We start from the raw sequence: 17,731 nt of genomic DNA, 5'->3' as shown, positions 1-17,731 counted from the left end.
CCAAAGTTACGAATACGGCAACTCATCAACGGCCATTATAACGACGAACGGTCGTTCTATTTTAATGACAAAAAAGACCGGCGAGAAACCGTCAACCTGACTCAACCCTCTAGTCCAGACGCCCGATCATGTCAGCCACGACAGGCCCAATACGGATTCATCGTGGCACCTGCGGCAACCGCAGCCCCGACCCAACCATAGCCCCGGCAGCCACAGCGACAGCCTCGACTCAGCCACGGCCGTAGTCGCCGTTGCCATAAGCGTGGGCCGACGACGGGCGTTCCCCCATGGTCACCACCCGGCCGCTACGGCACCGCCGTATCGGCTATCAATGTACTGCTTGACTTCCGGCGAATGGTACGCAGCGACCAGCTTCGCGACCCATGGCTTGTCGCGATCAGCCTGGCGCACCGCAAGGATATTCACGTACGGACCATTCGTGTCTTCGATCGCGATCGCATCCCGCCTGGGCTGCAGGCCTGCCTCCATCACGAAATTCATATTGATCGCGCCCGCATCGACATCAGCTAGCGAGCGCGGGATCTGCGCCGCGTCCAATTCGACAAGCTTGATCTTTTTCGGGTTCTCGACGATGTCCAGCGGCGTGGCTTTCAGCCCCGCGTCCGCGCGCAGCTTCAACATGCCGAGCTTTTGCAACAACAGCAGCGCGCGCCCGCCATTGGTCGGGTCATTCGGCACCGTGATCCTCGCGCCACTGGGCAGGTCCTTTAGCGACTTGACCTTTTTCGAGTAGATGCCCATCGGAAACATCACGGTATCGGCGACCTTGACAATCTTGTAGCGGCGATCCTTGACCTGCGCGTCGAGATAGGGCTGATGCTGGTAGCTGTTCGCGTCGAGATCACCGGCAGCGAGTGCGGCATTCGGCTGCACGTAGTCGGAAAATTCAACGATCTGGAGGTTCAGCCCGTTCCTGGCTGCAACCTTCTTCACAACCTCGAGGATCTGCGCGTGCGGGCCGCCGGTCACGCCCACCTTGATCCGGTCTTGCGCACGCGCGGCACCCATGAAGAACGCTGCGATCCCCAGTGCCGCAACTAGCTTGATCATGAAACGGCGTTGCATCGATTTTCCTTTTTTCTGAGTCAGTATGGGACTTCTCACCCGGTGGCAGCACTTGCCGGCCAAGCCACGGCGCATCTGCGCCGTGCCGCTATTTGTGGCTAAGCCGGCGCACCAGGTAATCGCCGAAGGACTGCACCAACTGCACGAAGACGATCAGCACGAGCACCACAGCGAGCATGACTTCGGGCAGGAAGCGCTGATAGCCATAGCGGATACCCAGGTCGCCCAAGCCTCCGCCGCCGATCGCCCCCGCCATCGCCGAATAGCCAACCAGCGATACGAACGTCAACGTCAAGCCCGCAACGATACCGGGCCAGGCCTCAGGCAACAAGACCTTGAACACGACCTGCGACGTGGTCGCCCCCATCGCCTGCGCGGCTTCTATCAGGCCACGATCTACCTCGCGCAGCGCGGTCTCGACCAGACGCGCAACAAACGGCGCGGCGGCGATCGTCAGCGGCACAACGGCGGCGGCGGTGCCAATCGACGAGCCGACCACCAAGCGGGTGAACGGAATAACCGCCACCAGCAGGATAATGAAGGGCGTGGAGCGCACCGCGTTGATCAGCATGCCGAGCACACGATTGAGGATTACGTTCTGCAGCACGCCGCCACGCTCGCTCAAGTGCAGCAGCACGCCCAGCGGCAGGCCGATCACGCCGCCGATCGCCCCGGAAATGCCGACCATGATCAGCGTCTCCCAGAACGACTGCACGAACATGTCGAACATCTCAGTCCACATAGTTCAACTCCTCCACGATGACGCCTTGCTCGCGCAGAAAAGCCATTGCCTTTCCGACATTGCCGGGTTCGCCGCTGGCAAGCACGGCAAGCGAGCCGAATGCCTGACCTTGGATCTCGTCGATCTGGCCATGCAGAATGCTGAAATCGAGCGCATATCGCCGAATCGTCTCAGATAATACCGGCTGTTCGACGCCTTGGCCCGAGAACGCGAGCCGTAGCAAATGGTCGCGCCCCGCCTCCAGCCGCTGCTGGACCCTGGCCTTGAGCGCAGGCGGCAATTCCTGCGCGATCACGTCGCCGATCAGCGCGCGCGTGACCTCGTGGTGCGGTTTCAGAAAGACGTCGATCACGTTGCCCTGCTCGACCAAGCGCCCCGCGTCGAGTACCGCGACGCGATCGGCCACTTGCTTGACCACATCCATTTGGTGCGTGATCAACACGACCGTCAACCCCAATTCTCGATTGATCTGGCGCAGCAGTTCCAGTATCGAGCGCGTGGTTTCCGGGTCCAGCGCCGACGTCGCCTCGTCCGACAGCAATACCTTTGGCCGGCTCGCCAACGCCCGCGCAATACCGACACGTTGCTTCTGTCCACCGCTGATCTGCGCCGGATACCGGTCCCGCTGCGCGGACAATCCGACCAGCTCTAGCAACGGCAACACGACCTTGTCGATCTCCATGCGCCGCTTCCCCGCCAACTCTAGCGGCAACGCGACGTTGTCGTAGACCGTGCGCGAGGACAGTAGGTTGAAATGCTGGAAGATCATGCCGATTTCACGCCGCGCCGCGCGCAGTCCATCGGCAGACAACGCGGTCAAGTCGCGACCCTCGACAATCACGCGGCCCTCGCTGGGTCGCGTCAACAGGTTGATGGTACGCACCAGCGTACTCTTGCCCGCGCCACTGCGTCCGATGATGCCGAACACTTGGCGCGGCGGCACCGTGAGCGTAACGTTGTGCAGCGCTTCCACCCACCCGCGGGGTCCGGGGAAGCGCTGCGAGATGTTGTGCAGTTCGATCATGGAAAATGAAAAAACGGCGGACGACCGTCTCGTTGCCACAGTCCGCCGCCGCAGTGACCCGTTTTTTCGACCGGCCATTTTATCAAACTGCCACATAGCTGGAAATAATTGTTTCTAGCCAATTTATAACTTACAGAAATTAGATTCGCGCACCGATAGCCGTCACGCTACGACCGGGAGTGCGGGCATTAACGCGGCACTGCTCGTGCGCGGCGACGCGATCGTCACTGTCAATCGTGCCCGACCCGCGGATGACAGGCGCTACAGATGGGCCAGCGCTTTCAGGTGCGCGACGGCACTGCGGCCGAGCGCCGATAGGCTGTAGCCGCCCTCCAAGCAGCTGACAATGCGCCCGTTCGCGTAACGCACAGCGACATCACGTACTTGCCGCGTGATCCATGCGTAGTCATCCTCGACCAACCCCATGTTGCCGAGTTCGTCCTCGCGGTGCGCGTCGAAGCCGGCCGATACGAATATCATCTGCGGTCGGAACGCACCAAGCCGTGGCAGCCAGATCAAGTCGATTGCCTCGCGCACCGCCATGCCCCGGGTGCGGGCCGGCATGGGCAGGTTCACCATGTTCGGCGCCTGATTGTTAAAGCCACTGAACGGGTAGAAAGGATGCTGAAAGAAGCTGCACATCAACACCCGCTCGTCGCCAGCGAATGCCGCTTCGGTTCCGTTGCCATGATGGACGTCAAAGTCGATGATCGCCACGCGCGCCAGCCCATGCACGTCCAACGCATGACGCGCCGCGATCGCGACATTGTTGAAGAAGCAAAAACCCATTGCCCGAGCCGGTTCGGCATGGTGGCCGGGCGGGCGCACGCTGCAAAAAGCATTGTCGTAGCGGCCCGCAATGACCGCATCCGTGGCCGCCACCGACGCGCCGGCGGCGCGCAGCGCCGCCCGCCAGCTATGAGGATTCATCTGCGTATCGGCATCGATTTCCGCGTAGCCCTGCTCAGGTGCGGTGTCACGCACGAAATCGATGTGCGCGCGCGTATGGACCCGCGCAAGCGACGCTGCGTCCGCCAATGGAGCCAACTCGTGATGGATCAGCGGATCGATGCCATTGGCAATCAGCTGATCCTCGATCGCGGACAAGCGTGCCGGGCATTCCGGATGCCCCTGCCCCATTTCGTGCAGCCGGCACTCCGGGTGGGTGAAGAAACCTGTTGCCATCGCAATATGGTCGGTTGGGTAACAAACGCGCCCGTGACGCGCCACCTCTTTATGGGTCCCGGCCACCGCATGCGGCGACCCTTTGATTAAATTACCACACTACCCTCGGTTATACTGCGTTGACCCTATCCACCCGGCGTGCCGCCCTTTGCGCATCGGCGCATTGTCTGGGCAACACCAACGCACTGCCGTATTCGTTCGCCGCTTTACTTGTCACGCCTTGCCATGACCGTCTTGTTCGACCTACTGTCGTGCCACCGTTGTCCCCGGTTTCAATCGAGACCTAACCGCGTAATGACCCGCGGGACGCAGGCGGTGCTGTTCATGCTCGCCACCGCGCATGGCGCGGCGCTCGCCGCGCCGATCAGCACGGCGCCGAGCGGCTCCCGCCCGATGATCGTCGCCCAGGCGCAACCGGAGACGCCGGTGCCGCCAGGCCAGACGTTCGAGGAGGAAATCGTGCCGCAGCGCTATGCGGCCAATCCGAATGTCGATGCGTTCATCAACGACATGGTCGCCCGGTACGATTTCGATTCGAAGGCGCTGCACGCGCTGTTCAACCAAGCCGTGTATTCGAAAACCGCGGTCAAGCTGGTACTTCCCGCTCCAACGCCAACACTCAAGAATTGGCAGGCATACCAGGCACGCTTCATTGAACCGGTGCGCATCAACGCGGGTGTGGAGTTCTGGCAACAGAATAAGGCGGTGCTGCAACAAGCTAGCGAACAATTCGGCGTGCCGCCGGAAGTGATCGTCGGCATCATTGGCGTCGAAACATTGTATGGCCGGTACATGGGCAACTTCCGCGTGCTCGACGCGCTGACCACCCTCGCGTTCGATTATCCAGACACGTCCAATCGCACGCAACGCATGGCGCTGTTCCGTAAGAACCTAGAGGACTTCCTGGTCTGGACCCGCAGTGCCGGCATCGAGCCGACCACGGTGCTGGGCTCCTACACGGGCGCAATCGGCATCCCGCAGTTTCTGCCGAGCAGCATCATCGAATACGCGCTCGATTACGAGGGCAATCACCGTATCGACTTGCGCAACAGCCCGGCCGATGCAATCGGCAGCGTCGCCAACTATCTGAAGCAGCACGGCTGGGAAAGCGGCCGGCCGGTCGTATGGCACATTCGCGCGGATGCCGGCAGCATTGGCATTGCGCAGGCCGCCGCGCACGGGCAGGCCGAACCTCGCTGGGCGCTGCAACAACTGTTGCGCGCCGGCATGCTACTCGATGAACGCGGCGTCGATACGGCAAGCGAAGCCGGAACACCTGTGACCGTGGTCGAACTGCCCACCCCCGGACAACCCCCGCAGTACATGCTCGGGTTAAGAAATTTCTACGTGTTGACCCGTTACAATCGCAGCTTCTTTTATGCACTGGCGGTGTATCAACTGGGCGAACGGGTCAAGGCGCAGATGCAAGCCCTTTCCGCGACACCGCCTCGGCCGGCAGCACCCGCCGCGCCGTCCGCGCTGCAGTAGCGGTTACGCGGAGAACACGCCTGTCGACAGGTACCGGTCGCCACGGTCGCAAACGATGAACACGATAGTAGCGTTCTGCGTTTGCCGCGCGATGCGCAACGCAACCTCGCAGGCCCCACCGGACGAAATGCCGCAGAAAATGCCTTCGACGGCGGCCAACCGGCGCGCCATCGCCTCCGATGCCGGCTGGCTCACGTGCTCGATGCGGTCCACGCGCGCGCGGTCGAAGATCTTCGGTAGATACGCGTCCGGCCACTTGCGAATGCCCGGGATACGGGAACCCTCGTCCGGTTGTGCGCCGATGATTTCGATGCGCGTGTTCTGCTCCTTTAGGTATTGCGACACGCCCATGATCGTGCCGGTGGTGCCCATAGACGAAACGAAATGCGTGACACGCCCATCAGTATCACGCCAGATCTCTGGTCCGGTACCCTCGTAGTGTGCAGCCGGGTTATCCGGGTTGGCGAATTGGTCGAGTATCACGCCCTTGCCGTCGCGCTGCATTTGCTCGGCCAGGTCGCGTGCATACTCCATGCCGCCTTTGACCGGCGTCAGCACGATCTGCGCGCCATACGCGGCCATGCTCTGCTGGCGCTCGACCGACAGATCCTCTGGCATCAACAGCACCATCTTGTAGCCTCGGATCGCTGCCGCCATCGCCAGCGCAATGCCCGTATTGCCGCTGGTCGCCTCGATCAGCGTATCTCCTGGTTTGATGCGACCGCGTTGCTCAGCCTTGCTGATCATTGACAGCGCGGGACGGTCCTTCACTGATCCGGCCGGATTGTTTCCCTCGAGCTTAGCCAGAATCACATTGCCCCGGCTGTGGATGTCATCTTCAGGCAGCCTGACCAGTTGAACTAGCGGCGTGTTGCCAATTGTGTCTTGAATTGTTTTATAAGCCATGGCTGCCCTTGCCCGGGAAAGGTCGCAACTTTTTATTGTAAAGCGGAACCGCGCACGCGCGCTCGCGCACCGTTGCCGCAATGCGGGTTACCGCACGCTCGCGGCTGCGGGCGCGCAGTGCTGTTCCGGCGACGCGGCATCGAAAACCAGGCCCTGTGCCTGCCACTTCGCCACCGACTTCGCACCCACGCGCTTGACGCGTCGCACGAGATCGTTCGCGCTACTGAACGGGCCCTGCGCGTCCCGAGCTTCGATGATTGCCTGCGCAGTGGATGGACCGATCCCGCGGATCGTCTGCAGCATCGCGTCATCCGCAGCGTTGATCTGCACGCGTGGCGACGCCGCGGCCAAGCCCGCGGTCAGCCACAGCACCACCGCCATGCGCGGCGCGTTCAGCGTATTGAGCAGCGTACCCATCGAATCTCCCAACGAACTCGCACCGGCGGCCATCGCCGACACAGGATGCTAGTCTACGAAGGACGAGGGTGCTGCCGCAGTCAGCCGTTCAGCCAACGCACGTAGCGCGCCACGCCTTCCTGCACGGTCAAGAACGGAGCCTCATAGCCGGCGGCGCGCAGCTTGGTGAGATCGGCCTGTGTGAAGCACTGGTACTTGCCGCGCAGCGCGTCCGGAAATGCGATGTACTCGAGCGTGCCGTTCATGACCAGTTCAGAAAGCGGCAACGCCGGCTTGCCATCGAGTTCGCGTAACGTGTTCACGACAGTCATCGCGATATCGTTGAACGGTTGCGCACGGCCCGTACCAAGATTGAAAATGCCCGACTTGTCCGGGTGATCGAAGAAAAACAGGTTCACTTTGACCACATCTTCGACGGACACGAAATCCCGCGTCTGCTCGCCAGCCGCATAACCGTTGTATTCGCCAAATAGCTTGACGTGGCGTTGCGCACGGAACTCGTTGAAGTTGTGGAATGCCACCGACGCCATACGCCCCTTATGCGTCTCGCGAGGACCATAGACATTAAAATAGCGAAAGCCCACGATCTGGCTTGCTGCATCGGGCAGCATGCGCCGCACGACCTGGTCGAACAGAAACTTCGAGTAGCCGTAGACGTTCAACGGACTTTCCGAACCCCGCTCCTCAACAAACGTCGTCGAGCCACCGTAGATCGCCGCGGACGACGCGTACAGGAACTGGGCACGCTGCGCGACGCAGGCTTCCAGCACCGCGCGGCTGTACGTGAAATTGTTGTCCATCATGTAGCGCCCGTCCGTTTCCATCGTGTCGGAGCAGGCACCTTCGTGAAATACTGCACGCACCTTGCCGAAGTCATGACGGCGCAAGCGCTCGACAAACTCGCGCTTGTCGATGTAGTCGTCGATCTCGCAATCGACGAGGTTGCGGAACTTGTCCGAGCGTGTCAGGTTGTCGACAGCGATGATCCGGCGTTCGCCGCGCTCGTTCAATCCCTTGACGATGTTACTGCCAATGAAGCCGGCCGCGCCGGTAACGATGATGGTCATAAATTGCGCATCCGTGGAATAAGTTCAGGCACGTGCCGCACATCAGGCCAATGCCGGCGGGTCGGGGAACAGTTCGTCGTAGCTCACGGTCGCGGTACCGAGCTTGCCGACCACGACGCCGGCGGCGCGATTCGCCTGACGAACCGCCTCGGCAAGCGGCACGCCGGCGCCGAGCATGGTCGCCAGCGTCGCGATGACCGTATCGCCTGCGCCCGACACATCATACACTTCGCGTGCAAGCGCCGACTCGTGCAACACGCCGGCATCGGTGAACAGCGTCATGCCTTCCTCCGAACGGGTCAGCAGCAATGCGCAGAACTGCAGCGAGGCGCGCAATGCCTCCACGCGCGCATGCAGGTCCGCCTCGGACTTCCAGTGGCCGACGACCTCAATCAACTCCGCCCGGTTCGGCGTAATCAGCGTCGCACCGCGGTAGCGCTCCCAGTCATCCCCCTTCGGGTCAACCAGCACGGGCTTGCCGGCTGCCTGCGCGGCCTCGATCATCCGCCTCACGTGCGTCAGGCCACCTTTCGCGTAGTCGGACAACAACACAACATCATGGCCGGGCAGCAGCGTCTCGAACTTCGCCAGTCCGGCCAGCAATACCTCGTGCGCCGGCGTCTTTTCGAAATCGATCCGCAGCAATTGTTGCTGGCGCGACAAGATGCGCAGCTTGATCGTCGTCGGCAATGCAGGATCGCGCTCCAGGTGCGCGTTCACGCTGCTCTGGCCGAGCAGCTCGACGATACGCTCGCCCGGCTCATCATGTCCCACCACGCACAGCAGTCCCGCCTGGGCGCCCAACGCCGATACGTTGCGCGCGACGTTGGCGGCGCCGCCCAGACGATCCTCGGTACGCTGCACGTGGACAACGGGCACCGGCGCCTCCGGCGAGATCCGCGTGACATCGCCGAACCAATAGCGATCCAGCATCACGTCGCCGACGACCAGCACGCGCGAAGTGGCAAGCTGTGGCCGCCGCACGGTCGGCACCTGTTGCGACGCGCTCGCCGCGTCGGCGGTGGCCGCTTCGCTCGCGGCATACAGCGCCAAGCGCGAAATCGGCTTGTCAGACACGCTGCACCTCACTGAGCATCGCATTGGCCGGCGCCGTACCGCGGCCAATCGCGTAGTATTCGATGCCAAACTCGGCCATCGCATTGGGCTCGTACAAGTTGCGTCCGTCGAACACCAGCGGCGCCTTCAGCGCACGCTTGAGCGCGTTGAAATCCGGACTCTTGAACGCCTTCCACTCGGTCATGATTGCCAGTGCGTCCGCGCCGTGCACCGCCTCGGCCTGCGTGGGAACGAACGACAGCCGCGCCTGCGCTTGCGGCTCATCGCGCAGGTCCAACGCCAACACCCGCCGCGCCTCCTGCATCGCCACCGGGTCGTACGCGCGCACCGTCGCCCCGCGCCTGAGCAGTGCCATGATCAACGTGCGGCTCGGCGCCTCGCGCATGTCATCCGTATTCGGCTTGAACGCCAGCCCCCACACCGCCACCGTGCGCCCGCTCAAGTCCTGTCCCAGCCGCGCCGTGATCTTGTCCACCAGCACGCTCTTTTGCGCGTCGTTCACCGCCTCCACCGCCTCCAGGATCCGTAGCGTGCGCCCATACTCGTGCGCCGTACGCATCAGCGCCTGCACGTCCTTCGGAAAGCAAGAGCCGCCGTAGCCCGCCCCCGCGTACAAAAAGCTGTAGCCGATGCGTGGGTCCGAGCCGATCCCCCGGCGCACCGCCTCGATGTCCGCCCCCACCCGGTCCGCCAAGTTCGCCAACTCGTTCATGAACGAGATCCGCGTGGCCAGCATCGCGTTGGCCGCATACTTGGTGAACTCCGCTGAGCGAACGTCCATGTACATCGTGCGCTCGTGGTTCCGGTTGAACGGCTTGTACAGCCGCTTCATCTGCTCGCGCGCGTACTTGCCGGCCTCGTCGTCGTCGCTGCCGATCACGATCCGGTCAGGACGCATGAAATCGTCCACCGCCGCGCCTTCCTTCAAAAACTCCGGATTCGACACCACCGAGAAACCGTGCCCCGCCCCGCGCCGTGCCAACTCCTCGGCCACGGCCGCGCCCACTCGCTCGGCCGTGCCCACTGGCACCGTCGACTTGTCCACGATCACCTTGAAGCCCTGCATGTGCCGGCCAATATTGCGCGCCGCCGCCAGCACGTACTGTAGGTCCGCCGAGCCATCCTCGTCCGGCGGCGTGCCCACCGCGATGAACTGCACATCCCCGTGCGCCACGCTCGCTTCCACCTGCGTGGAGAACTGCAACCGCCCCGCCGCGCGGTTGCGATCGATCAGCTCCTTGAGCCCCGGCTCGTGGATCGGCACGCCCCCGCCATTCAAAGTCTCAATCTTGCGCGGATCCACGTCCAGGCAGAACACGTCGTTACCCAACTCCGCCAGGCATGCGCCAGTGACCAGGCCAACATAGCCTGTGCCGATAATGGTGATTTTCATGCTTATTTAAATCCGATGAGGTTCACGGTCCTTTTCCAGGACCGCGCGCAGCACGCCGATCACAATCGGCGTGTCGTGCACCGTCAGCTCGCCGCCGCGATCGGCTCGACCCGCCGCGGCGCGTAGGTTTCCCAGCCGCTGCAGCCGGGGCACTGCCAGTAGAATAACCGCGCCCGAAAACCGCAGTTCTGGCACGTATATCGCGGCAGATTTTTCGTGCGCTGCCGGATCAACGTGCGCATCAGTTCCAGTTCGCCCTTGCGAGGCTCTTCGGCCACCGCAATCTGCGCTTCGAGCAGCCGCGTCATGCCCGCCAGGTTGGGTGACTTCTGCATCTGCGTACGCGCCAGCGCATGCGCGGCATCCGCGCCACGCAACTCGGCGATGTGCTTGTAGGCGGCGTCAAGCAGATCGTTCGACGGATACGCCTCGACATAGTGCGTCAACAGCGCGGCGCCCTGCGCCGACCAGCCGGTCGCCGCATACGCTTGCATCAGCTTGTTGGCAATCAGCGGCAAGTAGGCGGGATTCTGCTGCTCGACCTGTCGCCAATACTCGAGCGCCCGCGTCGGTTCGTGACACGCCATCTCAACATCGCCGCTCAGGATCGTTGCTCGCACATTCTGTGGGTTGCACCGCAGCGCCTGTTGTAGTGCGTTGCGTGCATCGTCTATCCGCTTGTACTGCAACGCTTCCTGCGCAAGCTCGCAGTGGAATTGCGAAATCTCCTTGCCCAGCGGCGGCGCGCCCATCGCCTCGATTCGTTGCGCCGCCTCGATCGCCTTGTGCCAGTCCTTCTCGATTTCGAAGATGGTCAACAGCGCCCGCAACGCACCGAGTGCGTAGCCGCCACTGTGCAACCGCTGGAAGGTCTCTTCCGCCCGATCGAGCAGTCCAGCTTTTAAAAAGTCCTGGCCAAGCTCGTACAATGCATGGTCGCGCTCGTTGGCCGGCAAGTCCTCACGCGACAGCAGGTTCTGATGAACCCGGATCGCGCGTTCCGTCTCGCCGCGCCGACGAAACAAACTGCCCAAGGCAAAGTGAAGCTCGGTTGTCTCCGGATCTAGCTTCACCACTTCGATGAACGCGTCGATGGCTTGATCCGGTTGCTCATTGAGCAGGAAATTCAAACCCCGGAAGTAAGAGCGCGGCAAGTTCGCGCTCTCGGACAGCAGGTGTTTCAGGTCATAGCGGGCCGCGACCCAGCCCAGCCCGAAGGCCACCGGGATGATGAGCAACCACCAGAAATCAAGATCCATGAATGTGATTCGTTGAGCATACGCGTGCCGGACGCGTCAGATGATCGGCGGCATCGGCGGTTCGTCCGTCGTCACTGGTGTCTGCCGGGCCGTCTTCAGCTCGCGCTTGAGTCGGCCGTTTTCGAGCCGCAACCGGAAGACCGCCGGCAGCACCGACACCAGCCCGGCAAGCAGGCCGACCACGAAAAATGCGAGCCCGATCACGATCAATGGCGCATTCCACGTATAGCCGGCTAGGAAGTTCAGTGTCACGCCTTGCGTGTTGGCAAGCGCCAGCACCAGCAGCAACACGAATACGATGACACGGATCAGCCAGACAATGAGCTTCATGGGCAATCTCGATGACGGCGACCGGACAGCGGATCGCCAGCGAATTGGACAAACGACCCGCACCCGCGCATCGGGTAGCCGGGCCGTGGCAGGGAACCGAACCGTGGCCGGGGGCCGGAGAAAGTGCCCGTATTGTAATGGAAGCGCTCGCACTCACCTACTGGCACGCCCAACGGCGTGCGTGTTTGGCCACAACCGGTCACCGGAGCCGCCGGCACCGTGCGATGCCAGTCAAAGAAAAAGCGCCAAATGGCGCTTTTTCGATGGTTGCCGAAACAGCAGGCCTCCCGATATTGTCGTCATGCGTCGTCCGACGCCTCGGCACTGTCGGCCTTCATCGGTTGGCCGGCCTTGCCGTCAACCCGCTCGCGCAACTCCTTGCCCGGCTTGAAGTGCGGCACCCATTTCTCCGGGACCTGGACTCGCTCGCCAGACTTGGGGTTGCGTCCGATCCGGGCCGGACGACGATTCAGTGCAAAGCTGCCAAAGCCGCGTATCTCGATGCGATGACCATTGGCAAGCGCGTCGGACATCGCATCGAGCATCGCCTTGACTGCAAAATCCGCATCCTTTAGGACAAGTTGCGGAAATCGCAGCGCCAGTTGAGCGACCAACTCGGATTTGGTCATGCTGCCTTACTGGTTCTGTTGACCGTCCAGCTTTGCCTTGAGCAACGCACCGAGGTTAGTCGTGCCGCTGGCGGCCGCGCTGCTGTCGGCTTGCAGGCCGCGCATCGCTTGCTGCTGCTCCGCGGAATCCTTCGCCTTGATCGACAGCTGGATACCGCGCGATTTGCGGTCAATGTTGATGACCATCGCGTTGACCTTGTCACCTTCCTTCAGCACATTGCGCGCGTCCTCGACACGGTCCTGCGCGATTTCCGACGCCCGCAGATAGCCTTCGACCTCGGCGCTCAACTGGATCACGGCGCCCTTCGGATCGACAGCCTTGACCGTACCATCGACGGTTGAGCCCTTGTCGTTCATCGCCACGAAGTTGTTGAACGGGTCGCCTTCCAACTGCTTGATACCCAGCGAGATGCGCTCCTTCTCGACATCGATGCCGAGCACCATGGCCTCAACCTCGTCGCCCTTCTTGTACTTGCGAACCGCTTCTTCACCGGATTCGCTCCACGACAGGTCCGACAAGTGCACCAGGCCATCAATCCCGCCCGGCAGGCCGATGAACACGCCGAAATCGGTAATCGACTTGATTGCGCCGGTGATTTTGTCGCCCTTCTTGAAGTTGCGGCTGAAGTCATCCCACGGGTTCGGCTTGCATTGCTTCATGCCGAGGCTGATACGGCGGCGGTCCTCGTCGATCTCGAGCACCATGACTTCCACTTCGTCACCGAGCTGCACCACCTTGCTCGGCGCGACGTTCTTGTTGGTCCAGTCCATCTCGGACACGTGCACGAGGCCTTCGATGCCCGACTCGACCTCGACAAACGCGCCGTAGTCGGTGATGTTCGTGACCTTGCCGAACAGCCGCGTGCCCGATGGGTAGCGACGCGAAATGCCTTCCCACGGATCGTCGCCGAGCTGCTTGATGCCAAGCGACACACGGTTCTTTTCCTGATCGAACTTCAGGATCTTCGCGGTCACTTCCTGGCCCACAGACAGCACTTCACTTGGGTGACGCACGCGACGCCACGCGATGTCGGTGATGTGCAGCAAGCCGTCGATGCCGCCGAGGTCAACGAACGCACCGTAGTCGGTGATGTTCTTCACAACGCCATTGACGATCGCGCCTTCCTTCAGCGTCTCGAGCAGCTTCGCGCGCTCTTCGCCTTGCGTGGCTTCGATCACCGCGCGGCGCGACAGCACGACGTTGTTGCGCTTGCGGTCCAGTTTGATCACGCGGAACTCGAGCGTCTTGCCCTCGTACGGCGTCGTGTCCTTGACCGGACGGGTGTCAACCAGCGAGCCGGGCAGGAACGCACGGATGCCGTTGACCATCACGGTCATGCCGCCCTTGACCTTGCCGGTGATCGTGCCGGTCACAAGCTCGTTGTTGTCCAGCGCCTTTTCAAGCGCAAGCCACGAAGCAAGACGCTTGGCCTTATCGCGCGACAGGATCGTATCGCCATAGCCGTTCTCGAGGGCGTCGATCGCGACCGATACGAAATCGCCCGCCTGCACCTCAACCTCGCCCTGATCATTCAGGAACTCTTCGATCGGAATGTAGGCTTCAGACTTCAGACCCGCGTTGACGACCACGAAATTGTGGTCAACGCGCACGACTTCGGCAGAGATCACTTCGCCTGCGCGCATGTCCTGGCGGGTCAGCGACTCTTCGAACAGAGCCGCAAAAGATTCAGTATTCGGGTTAGAGGTTTGCAGGTCGGACATAAAAATGAAATGGTGCATGGCGGGACTCGGCTTCATGATCGCCGGCGACCGCATGCGGGGTTAAGGGTTGAAAACACATCCCACGTCACTGTGGAATACCTACGGTACTGCTATTCATCACAACTGCATCGGACACTACGAAGCCTCACCACCGATGCATTACTGCCCGGTCCGTCACGGTATAGCCGCAACGCTCACGCCTGCGGGCCTTGCCGGCCATGACCCGCCTTCGCCGCACCGGTAGCTGGGTCGATTTGCTGGTACCAGGCCACGACCCGATCAACCGCTTCACCGATCGACAACGTGGACGTGTCGAGCAGGCGCGCGTCCGCCGCTGGCTTCAGCGGCGCGCTGGCGCGATTTGCATCGCGCGCATCACGCTCGCGCAAATCCCGCAGAAGGTCATCTATATTAGCAGAAAACCCTTTTTGTATCAATTGCTTATAACGCCTCTGCGCGCGGGCCTCCGCACTTGCCGTCAAAAACACCTTTAATACCGCGTCGGTAAAAATCACCGTGCCCATGTCGCGACCGTCCGCGACCAGGCCGGGCGGCTTGCGGAACGCGCGCTGCCGGGCCACCAGCGCGCCGCGCACCGGCGCGTGTACCGCGATCGCCGAAGCCAACTTGCCGACGGCCTCATGCCGAATCTCGGTCGAGACGTCCACACCATCCAATTGCGCACAGCCTTCGCGAAAGGTGATATGGAGGTCATCGATGAGCGCCACCAGCGCGGCGACGTCGTCCTTGCCCACTCCATAGCGCTGCGCCGCCAGCGCCGCCAGCCGATACAGCGCGCCGCTGTCCAGCAAATGAAAGCCCAGGTGCGCCGCCACCAGTTGCGCGACCGTGCCCTTGCCGGATGCCGTCGGCCCGTCAATCGTGATGACTGGCACGGGTTCATAAAATGGACGATTGGACTTCATTACTCTATTGGAGACTAAAACACTTCAAACGGCCGACCCTACGCACGCGGACCGGCCGACCGCCGGCACGGGGTCAAGCGCGCGCAATCGCGGCAAATCTGTCGAAATAATCAGGAAATGTCTTACCGACGCAACTGGGATCGTGAATCCTCACCGGAACATTGCCCAGGCTGGCCAGCGAAAAGCACATTGCCATCCGATGGTCATCATACGTGTCGATCGCGGCATTGGGCGTCAGCGTGGCGGGCGGCGCCACACGCAGGTAGTCCGCGCCTTCCTCGACGTGCGCCCCGAGTTTGCGCAGTTCGGTGGCCATGGCGGCGATCCGGTCCGTTTCCTTAACCCGCCAGCTGCCGATGTTGCGCAGCGTGGTCATACCGCTAGCGAACAATGCGGCAACTGCGATCGTCATCGCGGCATCTGGAATCAGATTGAAATCCATGTCCAACGGCTGCAGCTTGCCATCATCTGATTCGACCCCGCACACTTCGATCCAGTCGTCGCCGATCATCACGTTCGCCCCCATACGGACCAACGCGTCGGCAAACTGCACGTCGCCTTGGATGCTGGCCCGCCCGACGCCTTCGACACGCACCGGCCCATGGGCGAGCGCGCCGGCCGCGAGGAAATAGGACGCCGACGACGCGTCGCCTTCAACGACGATCCGCCCCGGCGAGCGGTAGCGCACGCGGCCGGCGGCCGGCACGATGAAGCGCCGCCAGCCATCGCGCTGCACATGCACGCCGAAGCGCTCCATCAAGCGGATCGTGATCTCAATATAGGGTTTGGAGATGAGTTCGCCGTCTACTTCGACTACCGCCTCGCCGCCGGCCGTCTCCACCAGCGGCAGCGTGATCAGCAGCGCAGTCAGGAACTGGCTCGATACGTCGCCCCGCACGCGAATCGGCGCATTCGCGCGAATCGACGCTGGATGCACGAGCAACGGCGGATAGCCCGGATTGCCTTCATAGTCGATTCGCGCCCCGAGCTGCCGCAGGCCATCGACCAGGTCACCGATTGGGCGCTCGTGCATTCTCGGTACGCCATGCAGTCGGTACTCGCCGCCCATGACTGCCAACGCCGCAGTGAGCGGCCGCACGGCGGTTCCCGCGTTGCCGAGAAACAACGCTGCCCGTTTGACTGGAAACACGCGCCCGGCGCCTGTCACGGTGCAACGCCGCTGCACGGCGTCATGCTGCAACACGACGCCCAGTTGTTCGAGCGCGGCCAGCATAACGCGGGTATCGTCCGAATCGAGCAAGTTGTCGATCGTCGTGACGCCCTCAGCCAATGCCGCCAGCAGCAGCACACGATTCGAGATACTCTTGGAGCCAGGCAGGCGCACCGTGCCAGTCGCGCGCGTGTAGGGTCCGAGATCGAGGTATTCCATGATAGAAGTTCCTTTCAGCACCGCTTGAGCTCGGACGCCGCGTCACGCTCGTGGCCCCATTGCGCCCGCGCGCTGCGCGAACGCGCAAACAGCGCTTCGAGCGTCGCACCATCGCCCGCAGCGATCGCCGCGCGTACTGTCCCGAGCACAGCCGAGTAAGCGTCGATCCCGTCTAGCAGCGCATCACGGTTGGCCACGCAGATGTCGCGCCACATTTCCGGATTCGACGCCGCGATCCGCGTGAAGTCGCGAAAGCCCCCGCCGGCGAACGAGAGCTTCAACGCTGCGTCCGGCGCGCGCAGAATCGTCTCGACGAGCGAGAACGACAGCACATGCGGCAAGTGGCTGACGGCGGCGAAAACCGCATCGTGCTGCTGCGCAGTCATCTCATGCAGCGAGGCGCCGCTCGCCTCCCACAGGGCAGCTACCCGATCCACTAACACGCGCGGGTTCTCCGCGAGCGGGCACAACACCACCTTGCGTCCCACATACAGGTCGGCGAGCGCCGCCTCGACCCCGCTGGATTCGCGTCCGGCGATCGGATGCCCAGGCACGAACTGCGCGAGCCGCGCGCCTAGCGCGGCGCGGGCGGCGGCAATGACGTCTTGCTTCGTGCTGCCCGCGTCGGTGACGATCGTGGATCGCTCCAAGTGCGGCGCGATGGCACCGAGCAGCGCACGGGTTTGTGCGACGGGCGCCGCCAGCACGACCCAATCCGCGCCGCGCAACGCGCCGGCCAGCGCGGCGTCATCGTCGATCATGATCGCCTCATCGATGACGCGCCGCTCAAGTGCCGTGCGCAACGAGCCGGCGCCACGGCCGACACCGACGATCGTGCCGGTGCGGCCGTGACGCTCGCGCAGCGCCAACGCCAATGAGCCGCCGATCAGCCCGACGCCGACGACGACAAGTTTATTAAACGAGAACACGGCCACGATACGATAATGTAATAAAGTGTACGGTATGCACCTGCTGGATCAGGACGGTGCCAACGCCTTTTGCAGTGCGGCGAGGAACACTTCATTGGAAGCAAGCGCACGCACGTGGGACCGACCGTATTGCATGGCTGACATGATGTTTCAGGCTCCAG

Annotated in this window: 17 protein-coding genes; 1 reads left to right on the top strand and 16 read right to left on the bottom strand. The window is 62.5% G+C overall.

Features of this window, described 5'->3' with window-relative positions:
* Positions 1-291: 291 nt before the first annotated feature.
* The 4 genes from B0B13_RS16075 to B0B13_RS16060 form a co-directional block, all read right to left on the bottom strand.
* The gene (locus tag B0B13_RS16075) at positions 292-1,086 is read right to left on the bottom strand and encodes a MetQ/NlpA family ABC transporter substrate-binding protein (RefSeq protein ID WP_076797068.1); all 795 of its coding nucleotides are present in this window, start codon (positions 1,084-1,086) and stop codon (positions 292-294) included.
* Positions 1,087-1,174: 88 nt separating this feature from the next.
* A complete protein-coding gene (locus B0B13_RS16070; protein ID WP_076785269.1) occupies positions 1,175-1,828 on the bottom strand; it encodes a methionine ABC transporter permease in 654 nt (217 codons plus the stop codon).
* Positions 1,818-2,852, bottom strand: coding sequence for a methionine ABC transporter ATP-binding protein (locus B0B13_RS16065; protein ID WP_076797067.1), 1,035 nt, complete (start codon positions 2,850-2,852; stop codon positions 1,818-1,820). The genes B0B13_RS16070 and B0B13_RS16065 overlap by 11 nt, the downstream gene beginning before the upstream one ends.
* A 261-nt stretch (positions 2,853-3,113) precedes the next feature.
* The gene (locus B0B13_RS16060) at positions 3,114-4,037 is read right to left on the bottom strand and encodes a histone deacetylase family protein (RefSeq protein ID WP_076785271.1); all 924 of its coding nucleotides are present in this window, start codon (positions 4,035-4,037) and stop codon (positions 3,114-3,116) included.
* 294 nt (positions 4,038-4,331) lie between these two features.
* Between B0B13_RS16060 and mltB the strand changes: the two genes are divergently transcribed.
* Positions 4,332-5,525, top strand: a complete 1,194-nt coding sequence (mltB, locus tag B0B13_RS16055; protein WP_370642904.1) for a lytic murein transglycosylase B — start codon at positions 4,332-4,334, stop codon at positions 5,523-5,525.
* A gap of 3 nt (positions 5,526-5,528) precedes the next feature.
* Here the strand turns inward: mltB and cysM are convergent, their stop codons facing one another.
* The 12 genes from cysM to B0B13_RS15995 form a co-directional block, all read right to left on the bottom strand.
* Positions 5,529-6,431, bottom strand: a complete 903-nt coding sequence (gene cysM / locus B0B13_RS16050; RefSeq protein WP_076785273.1) for a cysteine synthase CysM — start codon at positions 6,429-6,431, stop codon at positions 5,529-5,531.
* Between the two features lie 87 nt (positions 6,432-6,518).
* Entirely contained in the window at positions 6,519-6,848 is a 330-nt protein-coding gene (locus tag B0B13_RS16045; RefSeq protein ID WP_170872451.1) for a ComEA family DNA-binding protein, read from the bottom strand.
* An 80-nt stretch (positions 6,849-6,928) separates the two neighbouring features.
* Positions 6,929-7,915, bottom strand: coding sequence for an ADP-glyceromanno-heptose 6-epimerase (rfaD, locus tag B0B13_RS16040; protein ID WP_076797066.1), 987 nt, complete (start codon positions 7,913-7,915; stop codon positions 6,929-6,931).
* A gap of 42 nt (positions 7,916-7,957) precedes the next feature.
* The gene (rfaE1, locus tag B0B13_RS16035) at positions 7,958-9,076 is read right to left on the bottom strand and encodes a D-glycero-beta-D-manno-heptose-7-phosphate kinase (RefSeq protein ID WP_139337449.1); all 1,119 of its coding nucleotides are present in this window, start codon (positions 9,074-9,076) and stop codon (positions 7,958-7,960) included.
* Positions 8,985-10,385 carry a UDP-glucose dehydrogenase family protein gene (locus tag B0B13_RS16030; protein ID WP_076785276.1) on the bottom strand — a complete coding sequence of 467 codons (1,401 nt, stop codon included), beginning with the start codon at positions 10,383-10,385 and terminating at the stop codon, positions 8,985-8,987. Before B0B13_RS16030 ends, rfaE1 begins: the two co-directional genes overlap by 92 nt.
* A gap of 83 nt (positions 10,386-10,468) precedes the next feature.
* Complete coding sequence (lapB, locus tag B0B13_RS16025; RefSeq protein WP_076797065.1) at positions 10,469-11,644, bottom strand: lipopolysaccharide assembly protein LapB; 1,176 nt, start codon at positions 11,642-11,644, stop codon at positions 10,469-10,471.
* Between the two features lie 36 nt (positions 11,645-11,680).
* Positions 11,681-11,974, bottom strand: a complete 294-nt coding sequence (locus tag B0B13_RS16020; RefSeq protein WP_076785278.1) for a LapA family protein — start codon at positions 11,972-11,974, stop codon at positions 11,681-11,683.
* Positions 11,975-12,273: 299 nt separating this feature from the next.
* A complete protein-coding gene (locus B0B13_RS16015; RefSeq protein ID WP_076785279.1) occupies positions 12,274-12,603 on the bottom strand; it encodes an integration host factor subunit beta in 330 nt (109 codons plus the stop codon).
* Between the two features lie 6 nt (positions 12,604-12,609).
* Positions 12,610-14,343 carry a 30S ribosomal protein S1 gene (rpsA, locus tag B0B13_RS16010; protein ID WP_306666069.1) on the bottom strand — a complete coding sequence of 578 codons (1,734 nt, stop codon included), beginning with the start codon at positions 14,341-14,343 and terminating at the stop codon, positions 12,610-12,612.
* A gap of 176 nt (positions 14,344-14,519) precedes the next feature.
* Positions 14,520-15,251 carry a (d)CMP kinase gene (gene cmk, locus B0B13_RS16005; RefSeq protein ID WP_076797064.1) on the bottom strand — a complete coding sequence of 244 codons (732 nt, stop codon included), beginning with the start codon at positions 15,249-15,251 and terminating at the stop codon, positions 14,520-14,522.
* Between the two features lie 73 nt (positions 15,252-15,324).
* A complete protein-coding gene (aroA, locus tag B0B13_RS16000) occupies positions 15,325-16,641 on the bottom strand; it encodes a 3-phosphoshikimate 1-carboxyvinyltransferase (protein WP_076797063.1) in 1,317 nt (438 codons plus the stop codon).
* Positions 16,642-16,655: 14 nt separating this feature from the next.
* A complete protein-coding gene (locus tag B0B13_RS15995) occupies positions 16,656-17,576 on the bottom strand; it encodes a prephenate dehydrogenase (RefSeq protein WP_076797062.1) in 921 nt (306 codons plus the stop codon).
* Positions 17,577-17,731: the final 155 nt, after the last annotated feature.

It is taken from the genome of Burkholderia sp. b14, from assembly GCF_900156195.1.
Lineage (GTDB): Bacteria > Pseudomonadota > Gammaproteobacteria > Burkholderiales > Burkholderiaceae > Mycetohabitans.
This window is presented reverse-complemented; position numbering and strand designations above follow the sequence as displayed.

What these genes read in the sequence shown, in the direction of transcription:
- cmk (WP_076797064.1), bottom strand. Translation starts at nt 15,251, where the DNA reads ATGAAGTCCAATCGTCCATTTTATGAACCCGTGCCAGTCATCACGATT.
- rfaD (WP_076797066.1), bottom strand. Translation starts at nt 7,915, where the DNA reads ATGACCATCATCGTTACCGGCGCGGCCGGCTTCATTGGCAGTAACATC.
- B0B13_RS16075 (WP_076797068.1), bottom strand. Translation starts at nt 1,086, where the DNA reads ATGCAACGCCGTTTCATGATCAAGCTAGTTGCGGCACTGGGGATCGCA.
- lapB (WP_076797065.1), bottom strand. Translation starts at nt 11,644, where the DNA reads ATGGATCTTGATTTCTGGTGGTTGCTCATCATCCCGGTGGCCTTCGGG.
- B0B13_RS16015 (WP_076785279.1), bottom strand. Translation starts at nt 12,603, where the DNA reads ATGACCAAATCCGAGTTGGTCGCTCAACTGGCGCTGCGATTTCCGCAA.
- rpsA (WP_306666069.1), bottom strand. Translation starts at nt 14,343, where the DNA reads ATGCACCATTTCATTTTTATGTCCGACCTGCAAACCTCTAACCCGAAT.
- mltB (WP_370642904.1), top strand. Translation starts at nt 4,332, where the DNA reads ATGACCCGCGGGACGCAGGCGGTGCTGTTCATGCTCGCCACCGCGCAT.
- rfaE1 (WP_139337449.1), bottom strand. Translation starts at nt 9,076, where the DNA reads ATGCGATGGCCGAGTTTGGCATCGAATACTACGCGATTGGCCGCGGTA.
- B0B13_RS16060 (WP_076785271.1), bottom strand. Translation starts at nt 4,037, where the DNA reads ATGGCAACAGGTTTCTTCACCCACCCGGAGTGCCGGCTGCACGAAATG.
- aroA (WP_076797063.1), bottom strand. Translation starts at nt 16,641, where the DNA reads ATGGAATACCTCGATCTCGGACCCTACACGCGCGCGACTGGCACGGTG.
- B0B13_RS16045 (WP_170872451.1), bottom strand. Translation starts at nt 6,848, where the DNA reads ATGGGTACGCTGCTCAATACGCTGAACGCGCCGCGCATGGCGGTGGTG.
- B0B13_RS16030 (WP_076785276.1), bottom strand. Translation starts at nt 10,385, where the DNA reads ATGAAAATCACCATTATCGGCACAGGCTATGTTGGCCTGGTCACTGGC.
- B0B13_RS16070 (WP_076785269.1), bottom strand. Translation starts at nt 1,828, where the DNA reads ATGTGGACTGAGATGTTCGACATGTTCGTGCAGTCGTTCTGGGAGACG.
- cysM (WP_076785273.1), bottom strand. Translation starts at nt 6,431, where the DNA reads ATGGCTTATAAAACAATTCAAGACACAATTGGCAACACGCCGCTAGTT.
- B0B13_RS16020 (WP_076785278.1), bottom strand. Translation starts at nt 11,974, where the DNA reads ATGAAGCTCATTGTCTGGCTGATCCGTGTCATCGTATTCGTGTTGCTG.
- B0B13_RS16065 (WP_076797067.1), bottom strand. Translation starts at nt 2,852, where the DNA reads ATGATCGAACTGCACAACATCTCGCAGCGCTTCCCCGGACCCCGCGGG.